Origin of the sequence: Rhizobium sullae (assembly GCF_025200715.1) — a bacterium.
Classification (GTDB): domain Bacteria; phylum Pseudomonadota; class Alphaproteobacteria; order Rhizobiales; family Rhizobiaceae; genus Rhizobium; species Rhizobium sullae.
Window position 1 is genome coordinate 2648923 of the sequence record NZ_CP104144.1, and the last position, 22006, is coordinate 2670928.

A 22006-nucleotide genomic window follows, 5' to 3' on the forward strand; every position below is an offset into this window, starting at 1 on the left:
CCCATAAGCAACGAGACAAACAAGGAGGAAACAGATGCGGCAAGGTTGGAGATGGTTTGGGCCCGAGGCGCCCGTCACTCTCGATGAGGTGCGCCAGACGGGCGCAACGAACATCGTGTCCTCGCTGCATCAGGTGCCGATCGGCCGCGCCTGGACGGAACGCGAAGTCGGCGACCGCAAATCCATGATCGAGAATACGCCGCCAGGCCGTTCGCCCCTCACATGGTCTGTCGTAGAGAGCATTCCGATCCCCGATGCGGTCAAGCGCAAGGGCGGCCAGGCAAAGGCCGAAATCGACGCATGGATTGCCAGCCTGGAGGCGGTCGCCGCCTGCGGCATCTCAATCATCTGCTACAATTTCATGCCGGTGGTCGACTGGACACGCACCGAACTCGATTACGAAATATCGACAGGCGCAACCGCCATGCGCTTCGACCACGAACGCTTTGCTGCCTTCGACCTCTTCGTGCTGCAACGTCAAGGCGCCGATACGGAGTATTCGGCGGAGGATCAGGAACGCGCCCGAAAACTCTATGAGACGATGCCGGAAGCGGAGATGGCTGAGATCACCCGCATCATAACCTCGGCACTGCCGGGCTCGACCACCGAGCCTCTGACCATCCCCGGCTTCCGCGAAAAGCTTGCCGCTTACGCCGGCATCGACGCCGCTAAGCTCCGCCAGAACCTCATTGAGTTCCTGCAGGCCGTCATACCTGCCGCCGCAGCGCGCGGCGTCAAGCTCACGCTGCATCCGGACGATCCACCGCGTTCGCTCTTCGGGCTGCCGCGCATTGCCTCGACAGCTGAGGACTATGCCGCTCTCTTCGAGGCTGTACCATCAGAAGCAAACGGCATGTGCTACTGCACCGGCAGCCTCGGGGTGCGCGCCGACAACGACCTGCCGGCGATCGCCCGCCGCTTTGCCTCACGCATCTACTTCGCGCATCTGCGCGCCACCAAGCGCGAAGGCGATGGCCGCTCATTCCATGAGAGCGCCCATCTGGAGGGCGACGTCGATATGGTCGCTGTTCTCAAGGAACTCGTGACTGAGGACCGCAAGCGCAGCCCGAAAGACGAAATCGTCTTCCGTTCCGACCACGGTCACCGTATGCTCGACGATCTCAACAAAACCGTCACGCCGGGCTATCCGGTGATCGGCCGCATGCGCGGACTGGCGGAACTGCGCGGCATCCTGCACGCGCTCGATGCCAAACCATCTTGATCCAGAAGGGACTGTGCCAGACCGGCATGGTCCTCTCCATTTCTTTGATCGGCGAAGGTTGCTATAGCGCGGGTGGAGGCGACCCAAGAGAAAGCCAAAAAGGCTGGCGCCTGGCTTAGCAAAGCCATCGAGGTTGCGCGCGGTTTGCGTTGCCGCCGGTCCGAAGGGGCGAGACAACCGTGGACGCGCAAGACCTTGCCGTTGGTGTGGGGCAGCGCGAGAAAGGGCGAAAAGCCCAGCTTGCGCGCCAACTCGACTGCGGCGAGCGCAACCTTTGGATTGAAATGCGCCGTGAAGGCACTTGTGCTGGATCCATGCAGAACGCCTGCACCAGAAATCGATGCCGGCGACACCGAAACAGAAACTGCAGGCCGCGGCGATTCGTGATCTCGTCTGGCGCTTTTTGCAAGACGCTGAAGGTCAGGAAACAAGAGTCTTAACCGTATTCATCAGCGGATTTCGGCGCAGGTTCGACCGGATATTCAACGCTGCGAAACGACCTGCGGGCTTACGTCATCCGGAGGAAGATCTCCGGCGACACCATAAGCCTTGACGGTGGCATCGCCCGCGATGTCATCGCTCGGTCTGATGAAGACATCCCAAGAGCTCGGCATCTCGTGTTACCACCATCTCGGCGATCGGCTCGGCTGGGACCCCGGCAAGCCAATACCGCCTCTGTCGGGTTCGTCATTACTCCGGCCGGAGTTTAGACCTTTCTCGGAAATGGCACGAGCTTGCCGCCCTGCAATTCCCCAGCACGCTTTTCTTTTCGCAACAGCTGCGGTGAGACATTCCATTGGCGGGCGGTGTCGCCGTGCACCGTGACCGTATTGCGGTTTCTACGGATCACGATTCCTGCCTGCGTCCGGCCGTCATTGTCTTCGAACATCACACGCTCACCGATCGCCAGTTCAAGCAGCGCGCGTTGTCTTCTGCTGATGCAGAAACTGCAGCCGATCGAAATCCGGCCTCGCCAGCTAGTTTGCCCCATGTACTATCTCTATACCGCGCAGCCGGCGTCGTGGCCCTCTAAATGCTTGATTAACCATCTTTTTACGGAGGACCTTCCTTCGCGGCAGAAGCTCGTAGCCCTTGCCCCTTTCACATGGCTAATTCGGCGTTCGTTTCCTTGAGCTCCAGCTGTAATCCAACTCACCCTGTTTTTGCGCCCGTAAGTATATCAGGTTGAGTAAAACTTGACCCACTGCGCTTTATGATTGTCGTCAACTTGATAGTGAGCAAGAATTACTGGATTTGTGCGAAATTCGAGCACTATCATTCGAATATTCACATATCTTAAACTCCTTCATCGGAGAATTGGTACTATCAAGAATGATGGTCGCTCGTGGCTTGCCGCGTGAACCTCGCTTGCCCGTCCAACCACAGGCTTTGGGGGAATAAATGTTAGGATTTGGCGCCGGCGCTGACGCAAAGGCCATTCTCGAAGCGATGAGCAAGTCTCAGGCGATCATCGAGTTCAAACTAGACGGCACGATCATCACCGCGAACGAGAACTTCTGTCGGGCGCTTGGTTATCAGCGGTCCGAAATCCTTGGCCAGCACCACCGCCTTTTTGTCGATCCGGCGGAAGCCGACACCTCTGACTACAAGGATTTCTGGGCAAAGCTCGCGCGTGGAGAATTCGACCGTCGCCAGTACAAGCGGATTGGCAAGGGCGGCAGGGAGGTCTGGATCGAGGCCTCCTACAATCCGGTGTTCAGCGGTGGAAAGCCCTATAAGGTCATCAAATTCGCGACCGACATCACCGAACAAAAACTGAAGAGTGCTGAAGATGCCGGCAAGCTCGACGCGATTTCGCGTGCGCAGGCGGTCATCGAGTTCACGCCGAAAGGCGATATTCTCAACGCGAACGAGAACTTCCTTCAGACGCTGGGCTATCAACCGTCAGAGGTCCTGGGCAAGCATCATTCGATGTTCTGTGAGCCAAGCTTCGCAAACAGCGAAGAGTATAGGCGCTTTTGGGCAAGGCTTGCTGGTGGTGAATTCATTGCGGACGAATTCATGCGCATCGGAAAAGGTGGTAAAAGGGCCTATATCCAGGCTTCCTACAACCCCATCTTCGACATGAACGGCAAGGTCTTCAAGGTCGTGAAGTTCGCGACCGACGTCACCACACGCGTGGGCAACGTCGACCAACTCGCAAGTTCCCTGAAGGCTCTGTCGGAAGGCGACCTGATGCAGACCCTCGCCACACCTTTCCTGCCTTCGCTGGAGAAGTTGAGAGTAGACTTCAACGAGGCTTCTTCCAAGCTTCGTGTCACACTGCAGACGGTCTCCCAGAACGCCGGCGCCATTGCCGCTGCATCGCAACAGATCCAATCCGCCTCCAACGATCTCTCCAAACGCACCGAGCAACAGGCCGCTTCCGTTGAGGAGACCGCTGCGGCGCTTGAGGAAATCACAACGACGGTAACCGACTCCAGCCACCGAGCCCAGGAAGCCGGCCAGCTCGTGCGCAAGACAAAGGAAAATGCCGAGCACTCGGGCAACGTCGTCGGTCAAGCGGTCGAAGCCATGGGCAAGATCGAGAGATCGGCAGGCGAAATTGCCAACATCATCGGCGTTATCGATGAGATCGCTTTTCAGACCAATCTTCTGGCGCTCAACGCCGGTGTTGAGGCAGCCCGTGCAGGCGACGCCGGCAAAGGCTTTGCTGTCGTCGCACAAGAAGTTCGCGAGCTTGCCCAGCGTTCCGCCAAGGCGGCAAAAGAGATTAAGGAGCTGATCAATACATCGAATGAGCATGTAAAAAGCGGGGTCGCATTGGTCGGCAATACCGGCAAGGCATTGCAGGAAATCGTAACACAAGTCGTGCAGGTGGATGGCAACGTCGGCGCCATCGTCGAAGCCTCCAAGGAACAGGCAACGGGCCTCAAAGAAATCAACACGGCCGTCAACACGATGGATCAGGGCACACAGCAGAATGCGGCCATGGTCGAGGAAACGACCGCGGCCGCCCACAGCCTCGCCAGGGAAGCAGAGCAGCTGTTTGGGCTCCTGGAACAATTCAATATCGGGACAGGGGCGACGACACATCGTGCCGCGCCGGCTGCGGTTAACCAGCATTCGCGCCCTGTGGTATCGCCAGCTCGCCGGATGACGGCCAAAGTAGCCCAGGCATTCAACGGCAACGCGGCGCTCAAGGGCGGCGACAGCTGGGATGAGTTTTGATGTCGCAGATGGAGCCTTCGATCAGTCTCGATAACAAGCAGATGGAAATAATCGCCTTCCGGCTTCAAGGTCAGGAGTTCTGCGTTCTGACCAAGATCATCCGCGAGATTCGCGGCTGGTCACCCTCCACTCCGGTTCCCCGCTCCCCCCGTGAAATGCTTGGAGTGATGAACCTGCGCGGCGTCGTGATCCCGATCATCGATCTGGCGACCAAACTTGAAATGATGCCGACCGCCCCGAACGAGCGGAGCGCGATTATTGTCGCTGAGATCCACACGATGATCGTCGGCTTGCTGGTTGACCAAGTCTCCGACATTCTGACGGTCAAGGCGAGCCAGATTCAGGCAATCCCTGAAGTCGTCACTTCGTTCGATCGTGGCTTCTCCGACGGAATCATTACGCAAGAGAACGGGATGATCTGCTTTCTCAATCTGGCCCAGATGTTCCGGGCTAACGATACAGAAGCCTACGCAGCATAGGCCGGCTTTTGGGAAGGGAACTGGTCAGGCCATCGATAAGGACAAGGTTCTCATCGCCTGCAACGCAGCCGGGCTCCCAAGACGCGGGTCGCTTGACCAGTTCCACCCCCCAGGACCGGATAAGCCGGGGTGGAAAGAACCTTCATGAAATCGGCGAGTCCTTCCGGACCCATGCGGATCAGCAGCACCTCAAACAGGCCATGTGGCACCGACCTGTAGATTGAACCTAGCGAAACACCTCGGTCGCTTTGGCAAAGAGGATTGCAGGGCGCGCGTTACCTCCGTCCGCCAAAACGGCTAAACCGATCCGGGCGCAATGGGCTGAGATCTATTGCTGGCTTCCTTTTCGAGATAAGATCGACCACCAGCAGGCCAGTGATGCCTGCGAGCGTCAGCCCCAGATGGCCATGCCCGAACGCATAGGTCATATTCGGCGATGTCGGCGAATTGCCGACAACCGGCAGGGAATCCGGCATGGACGGACGAAAGCCGAGCCATTCCCTCGTGCCTTCGCCAGCCGCCGGCAAAAGGGTTTGCACCCCGTTGCGGATCATCGCCGTGCGGCCGCGATTGGGCGGCGCTTTAAGACCTCCAAGCTCCACCGTGCCGGCTGCGCGCAACCCATCGGCCATCGGCGTCATGTAAAAACCGTGTTCCGGGTAGCAGACCGGGCGTTTCAGGAGAGCCCCCGCAGCAGGAAACAGAACGTGATAACCTCGTTCTGTATCGAGCAGAACATCATCGCCTATCTTCCTGGCAAGTGCGCGCGACCAGGCACCGCCGGCAACCACAGCATGAGCGGCATGTAATTCACCGCCAGCAACCCAAACGCGGATACCCGTCTCTGTCGCCTCAAGCCCGCTGGCTTCGCCGCCAACAAACGTACCGCCCCGCCTGACTATCGCCTCAGCAAGTGCAAACGCCAACAGTCTGGGGCTTGAAAACGTATAGGCGTCGCGAAACAGGACGCCGCGTTGGTAAAGAGGAGCGAGATTGGGTTCCAGGTCACGAATTGCTGCCTTGTCCAACCGATCTAGAGCGACGCCATGCCGCTCGCGAAAGCTGGCTTCCGCTTCCGCTGCCTGAAACTGCGCCTCTGTCTTATAAAGATAGAGGCAACCGTCACGTCGCTCCAGCGCTTGCGCGCCTGACTCGTCGATAAGCGGGCGCCATGCGGCATCCGATTGCGCAAGGAGGTTAGAAAGCACAGTTGCGATCCGCTCGACTTCGGCCGTGCCGCTTGATGCCAGAAATGCACGCAGCCAAGGCGACAGATGCGGCAGGTAGCGCCAGACGATGGCCAGCGGGCCAAGCGGGTTCAGAAGCATCCCAGGGACGCGCCAAGCAACGCCAGGCGTCGCCACGGGCACGACGCTGTGGGGCGCGACCGTACAGGCATTGCCGTAGGAACAGGCCTGTTCAAAGGATGCGTTGCCAAGCGGTGGTTCACGGTCGACGAGCGTGACACGATGGCCAGCCTTCTGCAGCCATAGCGCTGAACTGAGGCCGACAAGACCAGCGCCGATCACCAGCACATGCCGTCGTTCAGTTTCGGGCAAGGGCAGCAATCCCAAACCTATCGCGCCCGGCTCCTGCATCAGACATGCCCGATCAGCGCGCGGGGGCGATCGGCGAGCGTGGAGGCGATGATGCGCAGCGCCGTCGCCAGTTCCTCCCGCGAGGAGGCACAACCGATATTGACGCGGACGGCATGCTCGACCGGCTGCCTGTCACAGGCAAAGGCCGCGGCGGGCATGACGGCGACGCCGTGGGCCCGCAGGTTGGCGGTGAAATCCTCCGCCCGCCAGGGTGCTGGCAATCGTAGCCAGATGAACATGCAGCGCGGGTCCGATGCAAATGACTGGCCCGAAAGGATGGTCGTCGCAAGCGCGTGGCGTGGCGACAGTTCGGCAAGCTGGGCCTTCAGAATGGCATTGGCGGTGCCATCCTCCAACCATCGGCTTGCAATCAGGAGCGGCAACGGCGCCGGCATCCAGGCGGTGGTGCGCACCGCTTCCGCGGTCACCTGCGCAAGGCCCGGCGGGCAGGTCAGATAGCCGATGCGCAAGCCCGGCGCCAGGGCCTTGGACAGGGCCGAGATATGGTAGGTCCGCTCCGGCGCAAGCGTGGCGAGAGCCGGCGCGCGCGCGCCAAGCATCGGTCCATAGACATCGTCCTCGATGATCGCCACATCGTGGCGCTCAGCGACGGCGACAAGTTCGCGACGCCGCGCCTCGCTCATCGTCACGACGCTTGGATTGTGCATCGAGGGAACGGTGAATACCGCCCGAACCGTTTCCCGGCGGCAAACTTCGGCGAGTTCGACCGCGGACATGCCCTCATCGTCGCTGCTGATACCGACGATCCGGAAACGGAACATCTGTGCGAGCGCCTTCAGGCCATAATAGGTGAGCCGGTCCGAGACGATCACGTCGCCCGGCTCAATCAGGCTACTGATTGCCGCCAATAGCGCGTGCTGCGCACCGCTGGTGACGACAATATCATTGGCGGAGGGTTCGAAGCCGTTGAGCGCGATCCAGCGCCGGCCAGCGGCGCGTGCCCAGGCGGCCCCTTCCGGTGGCTGATACTCCTGTAGTTCCCTGAAGCGGGGATCGGCGGAAAGCTTAGGCAGTGTTTCAGCCAGCCGTTTCTGGAAATCATCGACCGCCGGGCGGTTCACGGTGAGGTCGATGATACCGGCAGGCGTCGTCGCGCGGTCGACGCGCGGCATCGCACCTTCCGTCATCACGATCGTGCCGCGACGCGTGCTGCCGACGACCAGGTTAAGGTTCTGCAGCTCGCGATAGGCCTTGGTCACGGTCGAGACATTGACCGAGCGCTCCTTCGCGAGGTCACGTTGGGGCGGCAACTGGCTTCCGGGCGAAAGCTCACCGGAGCGGATCTTGGCCTCGATCTCGCTGGCAAGCTCCAGATAGGCCGGCCTGCGTGGCTGTCGCTTCGGATCAGCGCTCTTTGTATGGTTTTTATCCGATATCCGTGTCATACAAACTTCCGCATCTGAGGCCATCCGCCAGACCAAGCGAATGCATTCTTTCGTGTGTTTCACGTTATTTCCTCGCTGTTACCACTTTTTGCAGCAAATTTCGAGAGGATACTCGCTCGCCGTACAAAATTATTTGTGTGGCTTGACAAAACAACTATGAGCGAGACAATATCGAACAAACACCGAGACAAACGGCAACAAACCCGGCCGGTGACTGGAGAATATCTCATGACCGAGCGTTTCATCGCCTTCGAGGGCGTGCGCAAATCCTATGACGGCAAGAGCTACGTCGTGCGCGGGCTCGATTTGCATGTTGCGCAGGGCGAGTTTCTCACCCTGCTCGGACCTTCCGGCTCCGGCAAGACAACGACCCTGATGATGCTTGCCGGGTTCGAGGCGCCGACCCACGGCACCATCACACTCGACGGCAATCGCATCGACAGCGTGCCGCCGCACCGCCGCAATATCGGCGTCGTCTTCCAGAACTATGCCCTCTTCCCGCACATGACCGTCGGCGAAAACGTGGCGTTCCCCTTGAAAATGCGGCGGCTTGGCAAGGCAGAACTAACAGAGCGCGTCCGCCGCGCGCTGGATATGGTTCGCATGGCAAGTTTTGAGACGCGGCGGCCCAACCAGCTTTCCGGCGGCCAACAGCAACGCATTGCGCTGGCCCGCGCGCTGGTGTTCGAGCCGCAGCTTGTACTGATGGATGAGCCGCTTGGCGCTCTCGACAAACAACTGCGCGAGCATATGCAACTGGAAATCAAGCATCTGCACGGCCGGCTCGGCATCAATGTCGTCTATGTAACACACGACCAGAGCGAAGCGCTGACCATGTCCGACCGCGTTGGTGTCTTCAATGACGGCACGTTGCAACAGGTCGCCTCACCGCATGCTCTGTACGAAACACCGGCCAACCCGTTCGTCGCCACCTTCATCGGCGAGAACAATGCGATTGCCGGCGAAGTGGTCGAGCTTTCCGGACAGAATTGCCGGATCAGAACGACCGACGGCTCGGTTATCGCAGCACTGGCCGGCGAGGGGCTGAAGCAGGGAGCCCGAACGACGCTGGTGCTGCGGCCCGAACGCATCACACTATCGCCTGCACTCGGAAGTCCAAACTGTTTCACGGCCAAGATCGATGAACTGATCTATCACGGCGACCACCTGCGGCTGCGCGTCCGGGCCTGCGGCTGCGACGACGTGCGGGTGAAGGTGCCCGCAACGCAGGCACACAGCTTTCAGGCATCGGGCGCCGAGATTGGCATCGGCTGGGCGCCGGAGGACTGCCGGGCATTGGCTCTATCCTAAGCACAACGTCCGTCGCGACTGACTGAATTCAACCAGAACAGGGGAACTGAAAATGAACCGCATATCGCTTTTGCTTCAAACATCCGTGCTTTCCCTCGCCATGATCGCACCCGCACTCGCAGAGGAGACGTTGACGGTCACGTCCTGGGGCGGCGCCTACACCAAAAGCCAGGAGCAGGCTTTCTTTACGCCCTTCTCCAAGGAAACCGGAGACAAGATTCTCCAGGACGAATGGGATGGCTCGACCGCCAAGTTGAAGGGTATGGTCGAAACCGGCCAGGTCACCTGGGATGTCGTCGATGTCGAGCCGGGGCATGCCTTGCAGGGTTGCGATGAAGGATGGCTCGACGAAATCGACTACTCCAAGCTCGGCGGCAAGGAAGCCTTCATCGAAGGCGCTGCTATGGATTGTGCCGCAGCGACGATCGTTTTCGGCACGATCTACGCTTATGACGCCGCAAAATTCCCAAATGGCGGCCCGACGACCATGGCCGACCTGTTCGACACGCAGAAATTCCCCGGACCCCGTGCGCTGCGCAAGGCGCCGAAGACGACGCTCGAGTTCGCGCTGATCGCCGACGGTGTCGCGCCCGCCGAAGTCTACGACGTACTCGGCACGCCGGAAGGCGTCGATCGCGCCTTCAAGAAACTCGACACGATCAAGAAGGACGTGAAAGTCTGGTGGACGGCCGGCGCGCAGCCGCCCCAGCTTCTGGCCGACGGCGAAGTGCTGATGACGACCGCTTGGAACGGCCGCATCTACGATGCCGTCAAGAACAGCGGCAAGGATTTCAAGATTGTCTGGGACGGCCAGGGCATGGACTTCAACCTCTGGGCTCAGCCGAAGGGTTCGCAGCACAAGGAGACGGCCGATAAGTTCATCGCCTATACGATGAACCCGGACGTTATGGCCCGGCAGTCACAGTACATCTCCTATGGCCCGACGCTGAAGGCCGCGATTGCCAAGGTTCCGGCCGACATCCTGCCTGACCTTCCGACAGCTCCGGAAAACACCAAGACTGCTTTCGTGGTTTCTGCGGAGTTCTGGGCCGATCATGACGAGGAGCTGACCGAGCGCTTCAACAAGTGGCTGGCGCAGTAATCCTCTCTTCGGGCAGGCCTCTCCTCCCGGGCCTGCCCGCCTTCTTCTTCACAAATGAAGGCGCTTGCCATGGCGATCACGCTCACAGATGAAGTCGTCCGGAATGCAGTCGACACGGCCACCCTCACCCGCCGGCTGCGTGGTCTGCGGCGCAAGGGCCAACTGAGAGCGCTGCTGTTGGTCGCACCGCTGATGCTTTTTTTGCTGACGATCTTTGTCCTGCCGATCGGCATGCTTCTGACGCGAAGCGTCGACAACAGCGACGTGGCGCGGACGCTGCCGAGCACCGTAGCCGCACTTGCCTCCTGGAATCTCGAGGCCGTACCTGACGAGACGATCTATGCCGCCTTCGCCGCCGACCTGAAGGCATCGCCGCGCGACGATGTGGCCGAGGTCGCCAAACGACTCAACTATTACGAAACCGGCATGCGCTCGATGCTGCTGAAGACGGCACGTACGATCCGCAATGCCGAGGCGCCCTACAAGGACGCCTTCATCGCCATCGATGAGCAATGGGGCACACCACGCTACTGGCTGATCTTGAAGCAGGCGATTCCGGAGCTGACCGATTTCTACCTGCTCGCAGCCCTCGACATGAGCCGCAACGAGGCCGGCGCGATTGCCGGTATCGCCCCCGAAAACGCCGTGCATGTCGACGTGCTCCTGCGCACCTTCGCCGTCAGCGCCTCCGTGACATTGCTCTGCCTGCTGCTCGGCTATCCGCTGGCAGCGCTGATCGCCCGCTCGAAAGGGGCTGTCGCCAATACTCTGTTGATCCTCGTGCTCCTGCCCTTCTGGACGTCCCTTTTGGTGCGCACCAGCGCCTGGGTCGTGCTGCTGCAGAGCCGCGGCGTGGTCAACTCCGCTCTTGCCTGGCTCGGCATCATCAATCCATCGCAGCCGCTGGAGCTGATCTACAACCGCATCGGCGTGCTGATCGCTATGACCCATATCCTCCTGCCTTTCATGGTGCTGCCGATCTACAGTGTCATGAAAAGCATTCCGCCGGTCTATCTGCGCGCTGCCTCATCGCTCGGTGCGCCGCCACTATCGGCCTTCTGGCGGATTTATCTGCCGATGAGCATGCCGGGCGTCAGCGCCGGCGGGTTGCTCGTCTTCATCCTGGCGCTCGGCTATTACATCACCCCGGCGCTCGTCGGCGGCCCGCGCGACCAGATGGTCAGCTATTACATCGCCTACTACTCCAACCAGGTGACCAATTGGGGCATGGCCGCAGCACTCAGCGCCATTCTCCTCGTCGCGGTGCTCATCCTTTACGCCATCTACAACCGCGTCGTCGGTATCGACCGTCTGAGGATAGGCTGATGAACCACTCGCTCTCTTTCACCCGCCTCTTCCCGGTATTGCTTTGGCTTGCCGGCGGTGCCGTGGTCCTCTTCCTGATCGCACCGATCATCGCGATCGTGCCGTTGTCCTTCAACGCGGAACCCTTCTTCACCTATCCGATGCCCGGCCTGTCGCTGCGCTGGTACGAGGAGTTCTTTTCCTCCGACGTGTGGCAACTGGCCCTGAAAAACAGCATCATCGTCGCTGTCTGCGCGACGCTGTTGTCAACCGCGCTCGGCACGCTGGCGGCCATTGGCCTCAGCCGGCCGGACTGCCCCTTTCGCGCGACGCTGACCGCCATCCTGATTTCGCCGATGATCGTTCCCGTCATCGTCTCGGCGGTCGGCATCTACTATGCCTTTGCTGCGGTCGGTCTACTTAACAGCCTGACCGGTTTGGTCTTTGCCCATACCGCAATCGGAGCACCCTTTGTCGTCATCACCGTGACGGCAACGCTCGCCAGTTTCGATCACAATCTGATGCGCGCCGCCGCGAGCCTCGGCGCGACGCCGGTTGAAGCGGTGCTGCGCATCATGCTGCCGATCATCGCGCCGGGTGTCGTGTCAGGGGCACTGTTTGCCTTCGTCACGTCCTTCGATGAGGTGGTGATTGCGCTCTTCATCGCCGGCTCCGAGGAACGCACCCTCCCCCGTCAGATGTGGAGCGGCGTGCGCGAGACTCTCAGCCCCACCATTGCTGCCGTTGCGACGCTGCTGATCCTGTTTTCGACACTGTTCCTCGCCACCATCCAGTGGCTGCAGCGCAGGGCGGAACGGCAAAAGCTGATGTGAGCAACAGAAAAACCTGTGCCGGGGACCTCGACCTGCGTGTAGAGATTAGCGTCCTTGCCGAACAGCGCCACGGTCTCGCCGTCGAAGACCATCTCGACTTTGGCGAAGCCGCCCATTCGTGTCGCACGCAACTTATCCGGCCGTCCCAACTCGATCTTGCCGGAACCGGCCAGCAGCAGCTTCCGGTGATCCTTGGTGACGACTTCGAGATTGGTGTCATAGGGCAAATGAAATCGCCTGCTGCGAGGCGAGATAGTCGGACATCGCCTTGAGCAGGATCTTGGCCACCTCTTCTCCGGCCTATGCCTCTCGTTGCGTGGCATGCGGCAATCGCCGACTGACGACTGTCATCGGCGAAACTCTACGAGCAGATAGAGCGAAACGCCGTAGCATCTGGTATACACTGGGCAGTGGAACCCGTGGAATCCGTCCATACGGCGAGGCGGCCAAAGGGCTCAGAAGCCGTTTGACGCGGGGGACGCCAGGAGCCTGGCTTCGACGTCCACTGCACCCGGCACGGGCAGGCCAGCCTTGCGAAGCGAGGCGATCATGCGGATATTGTCCTTCGGCTGGATGTTGCGCTTCCTGTTCTCTTCGATGACGTCGCGGATGTACTCAGGACGCATCGTCATGAAGACCTCTCCCTCGCGCTTCGCATCGTCGATCAGGCCGGCCTCGGCATAGATTGCGGCTGCAACGGCATGAAACAGAGGGAACTTCTGCAGGTCGGCTTTCCGGATTAGGCTCACCGCCTTTTCGTGATCGTTGAGCATATAGGCGGCAAGCGCGCGTGTCCCGTTGTAGTAACCGGCCCCACCAGGGTTCAGTGCAAGCGCCCGATCAAGCAAATCCGCCCCCCGCCTCCACTGCCCGCACATGGCAACCCGCGTCCCGAACTCTGCCAGCAGTTCCGTGTCGTTGGGATTGGTCGCCAGTGCCTCGTCGCCGACCTCGAGCGCTTCGGTCAGTTGCTGGTTGAAGAACAAGGCAATCATCAGAGATTGAAGCGCGCGCGTGTTACGCGGTTCGATGTCGATCGCGCGACGGGCAGCGCTCAGCGCCCGTTCCATCGGCGCTGGCTGGCCAGGCTTCAGGTTGTACCTGAAGCGGTCTTCATCGAGATAGGCGATAGACAGCATGGCCCATGCCGTCGCATAGGTCGGGTAGCGTGCGACGGCGCTTTCCAGGCAAGCACGTGCCGTCAGATGCGTTTCCGGACTGAGTTCTGCGCGGTAGGCGTAGAAGCGAAGGGTGCAGTCGTAGACGCCAAGGTCGTCCGGGGGAGGATTGGCCGTCACGGCCTGCGCAATGATGCCGTAAGGCTGGGCGACGGCCGTGGCGACCTTGCTTGCGACGTCGGACTGGATGGTGAACAGCTCTCGCGTGGTCAGATCGTCATCGTAGTTCTGCGACCAGAGGATCGCACCGTCCGATGTGTCGACAAGCCGAGCAGTCACCCGAACCCTCGGGCCTGACACCCTGACGCCGCCAGCGAGCAGATAGCGAGCGCCGAGCCCCCCACGCACTTCCGACGCCTGCACTTCCGGTGGCAGCGATTTCGACGTCTCGCGCCCGAACACTCTGATCTCCTTGAACCGGGGCAGTGCGGTCAGCAACTCCTCGGTCAATCCCACGGTATATAGCTCGGCCTGCGGACCATCACCGAGATTGGCGAAGGGTGCGATCACCAGGGTCGGTTCGTCAGGCGCCTCGGTGACGTTGGACTGTCTCGCGCCGGCGACGAAACGGTCGGTTGCCCAATACGTGAGCGCCGCCGTGCAGACGACACCGACGAGACCAGCAAGGATCGGCAACCGGGGCCGCAGCCAGCCTTGGCCAGGGCGCTTGCCGGGGTTCTCGACTGCGGCTTCCTTGCGGTCCGTGATCGCCGCATCGTTCCATGCGAAAGACGGAGCATAACCGCCTTTTGGGATGTCGATCTTGATGGGATCGCGCTGTCCGGCGACGAGATAGTAGCGCTCGAGGGTGCGCCGCAGGCGCCCCGCTTCGATGCGGACGACAGGATCGTCCTGGGTGAAGCCATCGCTGCGCTTGAACACCTCGACCGCGACGGTATAGCCCTTCAGGCGCTGTGCGCGGCCAGACAGTGCCTCCTCGACAACGAAGGTTAGAAACGCTGCGCCACGCCCGGCTTTCGGAAACTCCGGACTGGAAATAATGCGTGCGAGTTGCGCGCGAATCTCGTCCGGACATGGTAACGGCTCCGCGTCCCCGGACGCGTCTGTCACAGAGGTGTCCATAACTCGCTCCCCCTCACACCCTCAGGCGCAGCAATCACAGATTTAGTTAGCGTGCCCGGTGTAACCTACGCCACCAAGGCGGCCCCGTCCAGAAACATAGCAAGCCTTCATGAACGTTATTGTTGAGCTGATCCGATTCACTACCGCAGTGGTGGGTACGTGTATCGGGGCATGTGGGTCGACGGCAACACCCACAATTTCGGCTATATCGGCACGTGCGCCACGGGGACCGAGGCGGGCGACTGGTGGTCGGCCCCGATTGGAAAGGTGAAACGCCGATAAGGATCAAGAAGGTCTTCCAATTGACGGCGCCGTTCACGCTCGCGCTTATCCGCCCTCATTCCCGACGACATGCCGAACGTCGAGATAATTCAGCATAGAAGAAGCGGGTTTCGTCCGCCTCTCCGTCGCAAGGTTGTTGCGATACCCGCGTGCCGGCAGCCAAACCTGCCCATCGCCCGCCGCCGCGGCCGACGCGGACGACTCTACGACGATCTATTTCGGTCCGGAGCAGCCGGAGGGCGTGAAACGCGGCAACTGGATTCAGAAGATGCCAGGCAGGGCGGGTTCACGCTCCTGCGCCTTTACCAGGCCGCTCGAGCCGTTCTTCACGAAGGAATGGCGGTTAAGCGAGATCGAACTGGTTCCCTGAGGCTGAAACAATATAAGACGTCCGCGGCGACGTGCGGACCTCTTATCATACCCCCGGTTCGGGCAGCGGAGACCTTTGGGTCAGTTCGGGCAGACATCCCAGAAACCTGTCGTGCGGGCACTATTCGTATAGTACCAGCAATAGCCTGACTGCGGCGGTGACCCCGCGACGGACGCTGCGGCTGCGCCTGCGAGGAAGCCTACGGCAGCACCCGCTGCGATCGCTCCACCAGGCCTCCAGTAACGGTTTGGACTGAGGACCACGACACCACGTGGCCGACGGGTGGCGGCAGCGGCAGCGCATCCTCGGGGGCCGCATGCGGCAGCCGCGCAACCATGGCGGCCACAGGCTGCGGCAGCCTGGCGGGCCTCGGCGGGAATCGCCGACAAGACCGGTGCGACCGCGAGGACGAGGGTTACGACGACGGTTGCAACGTTCAGCATGAGTAACAGAGGTTTCATCTGCTTGTCCTCGTTTCGTGCGAGAGGGGGGTGAGGTTGGTTCCCTTAGAGACGGGGCCAGGTCTGCGATTCGCAGACGACCTTGAGGACGCAGCCTTTCATCTTCAACGCACTGCCGGAGACTGTCAGCGAGCCGTCGTACGTCTTGTTGGCATCGGGATCGGTGATCTTGCCTGAATAGCTGCCATCCTTGCCGCTGAAAGTGCCGATCTGCTTGCCCGCGTGCTTGCCCGATTTCAACGTGATGCAGTAGCCGGCGCCACATGGAGCGATGGCGGCGGTGTCGCCGAGCTCAGTCTTCCAGTTGCCGATGATCGGGTCTCCGGCATGGGCGACGGTGGTGGTGATCGCGAGTGCGGCGGCAATGAAGATGATGCGTTTCATAGGAGCTCCTTCGGTTGCCGACCGCAAGGGGTCGGCGTTTTGACGTGACGTCGTGAGCCTACGCGCGCTCGGCGTCGGACACCCGTAACATCTCGTATGCTCTGTGTGGGGAGGTTAGGGCGGTGTGTCTCGCATCGGGAAAAGGCGTCGCGCCGAAAGGCGCTAACTCGGTGTTACTGTAACTTACGCCCCAAAACCGAAACGTTGGGGCATCATGCGATGCCGACGGCAAGTCCGTCATGCGGTAAAGGGTATTGGGGAGGCAACTTCGAACTTGGTCGGCATTCTTTGATGAGCTCCTTGGCCTCCTGATCGAGACGCAACTGCTTCCAGCCTCCGCTCGATAGATTTGTACACCGTCTTGCGATCGATGCCAGTCTGCCAGCATCATCGTCTCCAACTGATCACTAAAATCCTTTTCCGACTGAGGCGTGAAACCACAACGACTTGTAACTTCCGGATCCGCCGATGGGCGGGCGCAGCTCTTGAGGCTCCATCGAGACCCGTCCGCAAGTGAGGGCGGCCGCAAACGGGTGGCCCCGAATGCTAGGGATGTGCGGGTTGCCGCTGCTCCAGATTCTCCTCCTTCGGTATCCGGAACCACGCCACATAGAGTGCCGGAAGGAAAAGAAGCGTCAGTGCGGTACCGACAACGATGCCCCCCATCATGGCATAGGCCATGGGACCCCAGAAGACTTCCCGGGAGATTGGAATGAGTGCGAGAGTCGCGGCGGCCGCCGTCAGCATGATCGGACGCATCCGGTGCTCAGTCGCCTCGACGACGGCGCGCCATGGCGCTACGCCTTCGCTCCGAAGCTGTTCGATCTGCACGACCAGGATGACAGAGTTCCGGATCAGAATCCCTATCAGCGCAAGCACACCAAGGATTGCGACAAATCCCATAGGCGCGTTACTGAAGAGCAACGCTACAACCACACCGATAAGCGCCGTCGGAGCCACTGCGAACACCAGGAACAGCCTGCTGAAGCTTTGCAACTGGATCATGAGGATCGTCGCCATGGCAAATAGCATCAGCGGCGCGACCGCAGCGATCGGCCCTTGCGCCTTTGCGCTTTCCTCGACGGAACCACCGTTGGCGATGCTGTAGCCGGCTGGAAGGCCCTTGCGGAACGCGTCGACTTTGGGTTGTAGTTCGCTGACGATGGTCGCGGGCTGTGTCGGCCCGACGACGGCAGCCTTGATGGTGATTGTCGGCGTGCGCGTGCGACGCCAGATCGTCGGCTGCTCCAGCTCGTAGCGGAAATTGGCAACCGCCGAGAGCGGTACCGATTTGCCATTTGAGCCAGGCAGCTGAAGGTTCTGCAGTGTCTCGATGGAGCCGCGCTCCGAGGTTTGGGCCCTGCCGATCACATCGATGAGATAGATGTTGTCCCTGATCTGCGTGGCCGACGATCCCTCCACGATCCCGTTAAGGGTTGTTGCAATGTCTTGCGACGAGACGCCCAGTTGCCGCGCTTTGTCCTGCAGAACATCGACCTTCACGACACGAGACGGCTCATTCCAGTCAAAGGTCATGTTGGAGAGTAGCGGATGCTCGCCGACGATGCCGGCAAATTGCTGCGCGATATCCCGAACCTTCTGGATATCCGGCCCGCTAATGCGATATTGCACAGGCTTGCCGACCGGAGGCCCGATGTCGAGGAGCTTTACGAACGCATCGGTTCCGGGGAAGGTTTTCGTCAGATAATCCTGCAGTTCGCTTTTGACCTTGTCGCGAACATCAAGCCCCTTGGTCACGATAATGGTCTGCCCGAAAGACACGTCGGGCGTCTGAACATCAAAGGACAGGATGAAGCGGGGAGCACCTTGTCCGACATAACTCGTCCAGTGCTCGATATCTTTGTTGTTCGCGAGCATCTCCTGCTCGAACTTGGCCATCTGCCTGTTCGTCTCGGAGATCGAACTGTTGTGCGGCAGATTCCAATCGACGATCAGTTCGGGTCTGTCCGAGGACGGGAAGAACTGTTGCTGCACCAGGCTCATTCCACCGATGGAGAGCGCGAAGGCCACGACTGTCGCGCCGATCGTGATCCAGCGCCACCGCATGGAAAGGGTCAATAGCCAGGAAAAAGCTCTCGCCAGCCGGCCTTTCTGATCATGATGCGACTTCATTGTCTTCGGAAGGATGCTCACGCCCAAAAGTGGCGTGAACAACACAGCGACGATCCACGAAACTACGAGCGAGACGGCAATCACCACGAAAAGCGTGAAGGTGAATTCGCCCGCGGCACTGTTGTTCAAGCCTATGGGAATGAAGCCGGCGACCGTTACGAGCGTGCCCGTGAGCATCGGGAAGGCCGTAGACGTGTAGACATGTGTTGCAGCTTTTTTCAGATCGTCTCCTGCCTCCAGCCGGGCGACCATCATCTCGACGGCAATCATCGCATCGTCAACGAGAAGGCCAAGCGCAATGATCAGCGCGCCGAGCGAAATACGCTGCAGCGAAATGCCCGAATAGGCCATTACGAGGAACGTGATCGCCAGCACAAGCGGGATCGAGATCGCGACAACCAGACCCGCGCGAACGCCCAGGCTGATAAAACTGATCGCAAGAACAATGACAATCGCCTCGAACAGGGCGCGCGTGAAGCCCGACACTGCTTCGTCCACGACTTGCGGCTGATCGGAAACGCGTTGAACATCCACACCGATCGGCAGATCGGTCACGACGCGATCCATCTGCTGGTCGAGTGCCTTGCCGAATTCCAGCAGATTTGCGCCGGTCTTCATGCCAATGGCGAGACCGATTGCGGGCTGACCGTTATACCTGAACAGCGACGACGGAGGATCAATATAGCCGCGTTTAATTGTGGCAACATCGGTCAGCGGAAAGAACCGGTCGTTGACACGCAGATTGATCGACCTGAGGCTTTCCTCCGACGTAAACTGACCGCCCACACGCAAAGCGATACGCTCGGGGCCGGCGTCAACGAAGCCCGACTGAGTGACGGCGTTCTGCGCCTCCAGCGTCTCGATAACCGATTGCTGGTCGATACCAAGGGCCGCAATCTTTCGGGTCGAAAATTCAAGATAGATCGCTTCGTCTTGCGCACCGATAATGTCCACCTTACCGACATTTTGAACGGTCAAGACTTTTGCGCGGGCGTCCTCGACAAGGTCGCGAAGCTGGCGCTGCGTGAGCCCGTCGCTGGTGAAGGCGTAGATATTGCCGAAAACGTCGCCGAAGCGGTCGTTGAAAAACGGCCCCACGACGCCGCTCGGGAAATCTCCCTTGATGTCGTCGATCATGTTGCGGACGCGCACCCAGGTTGGGTTGACATCCCTGGCCTTCGTGGTCGGCAAGAGTTCAACGAAAATCGTTGTCCTGCCGGCAACCGTCTGACTGCGGGTGTAGTCAAGCGACTCCAGCTCTTCGAGCTTCTTCTCGATGCGGTCGGTGACCTGCTTGGTCACTTCCTCGGCGGATGCACCAGGCCATTGCGCTTGGATGATCATAGTCTTGATGGTAAACGCCGGGTCTTCTTCACGACCGAGACCGATGTAGGAAAACGCGCCGGCAAGAATGAAGACGATCATGAAGTACCAGACGAGCGAACGGTGCTCGAGCGCCCAGTCGGAAAGATTGAATTTTTTCACGGGTTTTCCCCTTGATCCACCCTGACAGCCTGGCCGTCAGTAAGCTTGTGAACACCAGCGACGACGATGCGTTCGCCCGGATTGACTCCCTCAGCGATGCGAACGGCGCCTCCCTCGGCAATATCTCCGTCCATCGCGATCGCCCGAATGGAGACCTTGCTGGCTGCGGTATCGACGACCCAGACGTTCGGTTTCCCGTCTTTCATCAGCACCGCGGACGATGGCAGCAGGATCAGTGGTTGGGCCACGATGGTCGCAGTAGCCGTCACGACCGAGCCCAAGCGAAACGCCGCGGGCGGATTGACGAGCGTTATTCTCGTGCGGCGGGTACGGGTCGTCGTCTCGGCTTCGGGTGCGATTTCTCTCACGACGCCGCTCGCGCGAATGGTTGGGTCTAACTGGAGGGAGACCTCAAAGGGTGACCCCACTTTGAGGCCGTCGAAGCTCGCATCCGGTATATCGATGACCGCATCCCGCTGATCGGGGCGGGCAATGGTGGCGATGCTCTGGCCTGCGGCGACAACTTGGCCCACCTCCGCAGAGGTGGCCGTCACAACGCCATCGAATTCTGCGCGAAGCTGCGCGTAGCTTAGTTGTTCTTTGGCCTTGTCCAGATTGGCCTGCGCTTTTGCAACGGCAGCAACCGCACTCCGCTGTCCCAGTTGAGCCTCTTCGAAAGCGGCCTCGCTTCCGGATCTCGTTTCAGTCAAACTCCGCTGGCGCTCTTCCGTGGAGACGGCATTTGTCAGTTGCGCCTGCGCATTGGAGAGCTCGGACTGCGCGCTTCTGAGCGCAAGCTCCAGAGCCAGCGGATCAATGGCGGCAACGACGTCACCTTTCTTGACGATGTCGCCGACGCTGACCTTGCGGGCTATCACCCGCCCGAGGACGCGAAATCCGAGCTCGGTCTCGATCTTGGCCTCGACCGTGCCTGGCAGGCTCAGGGACAAAGCGGCTGTTGATTTGGCGACAACGGAAAGAACGGGGCGGGGCGGCTCCTCACGCGCTTCATCCTGCTTCTGGCAAGACGACAGCAGCAACGGCCCAAGGAGCAGCAGGCCGGGTGTCACTCGGATACTCATTTCGCGGCTTCCTTGTCATATGAGACGACCTCGTTGGGCCGTAGGAATTTGGTACCATCGGATACGACGATTTCACCTGGCGACACGCCCGCGCGCACGGCGAACCGGCCGGTCCCATAGCTGGAAACATCGACCGGCCGGATGGACACGCTGGACGACGACGGGTCCACGATCCAGACGGCCGGATGGCCATCCTTCGAGGTCATTGCCGACCACGGCAATTCGATTGTGTCCTGTGCGATGGAACGGAAGGAGCCGACGACCGGAGCGCCAAGCTGCATGTTCGGCGCCCCTTCGAGACCCACCTTCACCCTGATTGTTCCCGTCGACGCATCGATGGTCGGCGAGATTTCGCGTACGGCCGCATCTATTTTCTGGGATGAACTCGAAAGCAGGCCGACCGTGACATTGTTCTCAAGCTTTCGTCCGAGATAGAGGGATTCAAAGACGTTGAAGACCGCGTCACGCGGTCCTTCATGGGCAAGCGTGAAGATCCGTTGCGCGGCCTGCGCGACCTGGCCGATCTCGGCGTTTCGCGCCGTGATCACGCCGTCGGCATCGGCGCGCAATTCCGTGTACGAGAAAGCGTCTCGCGCTGTGTCGAGCTGGGCTTGCGCCGATTCGACGCTTCCTTGGGCAGTCAGCAGCGCCTCCTGGGCTTGATCAAGTGCTGCGCGGGTCGTGACTTGCGCCTTGAAAAGATTCCGCTGCCGGTCGAATGCCAGCTGGGCTTGTGTCTGCTGGGCTTGGACTGATTGCAGGTTCGCCGTGGCGACATCCAGATCGGCCCTCTGCTCTTGAGCGTCGATGCGCGCAAGCACCTGCCCTGCCTTTACGGGCGCACCGACATCGACCAGACGCTCGACGATCCGTCCACTGACCCTGAAGGACAGGTCACTCTGCACGCGAGCGCTTATCTCGCCGGTAATGAAGTTGACTTCTGCGACAGGCGCGGTCTTCACCACGACGGTCTCGACCCTCTTGGACTTCACCTCATTCGTGGCCTGCTTCTCGCACGACGAAAGCGCGACTGCGCCCATGGCCAGCAAGGCGGCAACAAGGATAGTTCTCATGAATTGACCTCTTGCATCAGTTGGCGC

At 60.3% G+C, this 22006-nt stretch carries 16 protein-coding genes and 3 pseudogenes; 9 read left to right on the plus strand and 10 right to left on the minus strand.

Annotated features, from left to right (window positions below):
* Positions 1-34 precede the first annotated feature (34 nt).
* On the plus strand, positions 35-1222 hold the full coding sequence (gene uxuA, locus N2599_RS33585) for a mannonate dehydratase (protein ID WP_027511472.1): 1188 nt from the start codon (positions 35-37) through the stop codon (positions 1220-1222).
* A gap of 706 nt (positions 1223-1928) precedes the next feature.
* Here the strand turns inward: uxuA and N2599_RS33590 are convergent.
* Positions 1929-2181: pseudogene (locus N2599_RS33590) on the minus strand (hypothetical protein); the annotation flags it as partial.
* 442 nt (positions 2182-2623) lie between these two features.
* Between N2599_RS33590 and N2599_RS33595 the strand changes: the two are divergent.
* Positions 2624-4414: a methyl-accepting chemotaxis protein gene (locus N2599_RS33595; protein WP_027511474.1), complete on the plus strand. Its 1791-nt coding sequence runs from the start codon at positions 2624-2626 to the stop codon at positions 4412-4414.
* Positions 4414-4893 carry a chemotaxis protein CheW gene (locus N2599_RS33600; protein WP_027511475.1) on the plus strand — a complete coding sequence of 160 codons (480 nt, stop codon included), beginning with the start codon at positions 4414-4416 and terminating at the stop codon, positions 4891-4893. Before N2599_RS33595 ends, N2599_RS33600 begins: the two co-directional genes overlap by 1 nt.
* 275 nt (positions 4894-5168) lie before the next feature.
* Here the strand turns inward: N2599_RS33600 and N2599_RS33605 are convergent, their stop codons facing one another.
* Positions 5169-6491: an NAD(P)/FAD-dependent oxidoreductase gene (locus tag N2599_RS33605; RefSeq protein WP_051336683.1), complete on the minus strand. Its 1323-nt coding sequence runs from the start codon at positions 6489-6491 to the stop codon at positions 5169-5171.
* Positions 6491-7897, minus strand: coding sequence for an aminotransferase-like domain-containing protein (locus N2599_RS33610; RefSeq protein ID WP_100770445.1), 1407 nt, complete (start codon positions 7895-7897; stop codon positions 6491-6493). The genes N2599_RS33605 and N2599_RS33610 overlap by 1 nt, the downstream gene beginning before the upstream one ends.
* 228 nt (positions 7898-8125) lie before the next feature.
* Between N2599_RS33610 and N2599_RS33615 the strand changes: the two genes are divergently transcribed.
* From N2599_RS33615 to N2599_RS33630, 4 genes are all read left to right on the plus strand, one after another.
* Complete coding sequence (locus N2599_RS33615; protein WP_027511478.1) at positions 8126-9208, plus strand: ABC transporter ATP-binding protein; 1083 nt, start codon at positions 8126-8128, stop codon at positions 9206-9208.
* Between the two features lie 52 nt (positions 9209-9260).
* Positions 9261-10310, plus strand: coding sequence for an ABC transporter substrate-binding protein (locus N2599_RS33620; RefSeq protein WP_027511479.1), 1050 nt, complete (start codon positions 9261-9263; stop codon positions 10308-10310).
* Positions 10311-10379: 69 nt separating this feature from the next.
* Positions 10380-11636 (plus strand): ABC transporter permease, encoded by a 1257-nt coding sequence (locus tag N2599_RS33625; RefSeq protein ID WP_027511480.1) that lies wholly within the window; start codon positions 10380-10382, stop codon positions 11634-11636.
* A complete protein-coding gene (locus tag N2599_RS33630; protein WP_027511481.1) occupies positions 11636-12448 on the plus strand; it encodes an ABC transporter permease in 813 nt (270 codons plus the stop codon). Before N2599_RS33625 ends, N2599_RS33630 begins: the two co-directional genes overlap by 1 nt.
* A gap of 14 nt (positions 12449-12462) precedes the next feature.
* Here the strand turns inward: N2599_RS33630 and N2599_RS33635 are convergent.
* A pseudogene (locus N2599_RS33635) lies at positions 12463-12736 on the minus strand (DUF2092 domain-containing protein); the annotation flags it as partial.
* A 167-nt stretch (positions 12737-12903) separates the two neighbouring features.
* The gene (locus N2599_RS33640; protein WP_027511483.1) at positions 12904-14709 is read right to left on the minus strand and encodes an adenylate cyclase; all 1806 of its coding nucleotides are present in this window, start codon (positions 14707-14709) and stop codon (positions 12904-12906) included.
* A 177-nt stretch (positions 14710-14886) separates the two neighbouring features.
* On the opposite strand from N2599_RS33640, the pseudogene N2599_RS37735 reads away from it, so the two are divergent.
* Together N2599_RS37735 and N2599_RS33645 are read left to right on the plus strand one after the other, a co-directional pair.
* Positions 14887-15084: pseudogene (locus N2599_RS37735) on the plus strand (DUF1254 domain-containing protein); the annotation flags it as partial.
* Between the two features lie 43 nt (positions 15085-15127).
* Positions 15128-15361 (plus strand): hypothetical protein, encoded by a 234-nt coding sequence (locus N2599_RS33645; protein ID WP_027511484.1) that lies wholly within the window; start codon positions 15128-15130, stop codon positions 15359-15361.
* Positions 15362-15441: 80 nt separating this feature from the next.
* On the opposite strand, the gene N2599_RS33650 is transcribed toward N2599_RS33645, so the two are convergent.
* The 5 genes from N2599_RS33650 to N2599_RS33670 form a co-directional block, all read right to left on the minus strand.
* Positions 15442-15822, minus strand: coding sequence for a hypothetical protein (locus tag N2599_RS33650; protein ID WP_084606542.1), 381 nt, complete (start codon positions 15820-15822; stop codon positions 15442-15444).
* A gap of 45 nt (positions 15823-15867) precedes the next feature.
* Positions 15868-16206 (minus strand): DUF2147 domain-containing protein, encoded by a 339-nt coding sequence (locus N2599_RS33655; RefSeq protein WP_027511485.1) that lies wholly within the window; start codon positions 16204-16206, stop codon positions 15868-15870.
* A 546-nt stretch (positions 16207-16752) separates the two neighbouring features.
* Complete coding sequence (locus N2599_RS33660; protein ID WP_027511486.1) at positions 16753-19824, minus strand: efflux RND transporter permease subunit; 3072 nt, start codon at positions 19822-19824, stop codon at positions 16753-16755.
* The gene (locus N2599_RS33665) at positions 19821-20906 is read right to left on the minus strand and encodes an efflux RND transporter periplasmic adaptor subunit (protein ID WP_027511487.1); all 1086 of its coding nucleotides are present in this window, start codon (positions 20904-20906) and stop codon (positions 19821-19823) included. The genes N2599_RS33660 and N2599_RS33665 overlap by 4 nt, the downstream gene beginning before the upstream one ends.
* Positions 20903-21979, minus strand: coding sequence for an efflux RND transporter periplasmic adaptor subunit (locus tag N2599_RS33670; RefSeq protein ID WP_027511488.1), 1077 nt, complete (start codon positions 21977-21979; stop codon positions 20903-20905). Before N2599_RS33670 ends, N2599_RS33665 begins: the two co-directional genes overlap by 4 nt.
* Between the last annotated feature and the right edge of the window lie 27 nt (positions 21980-22006).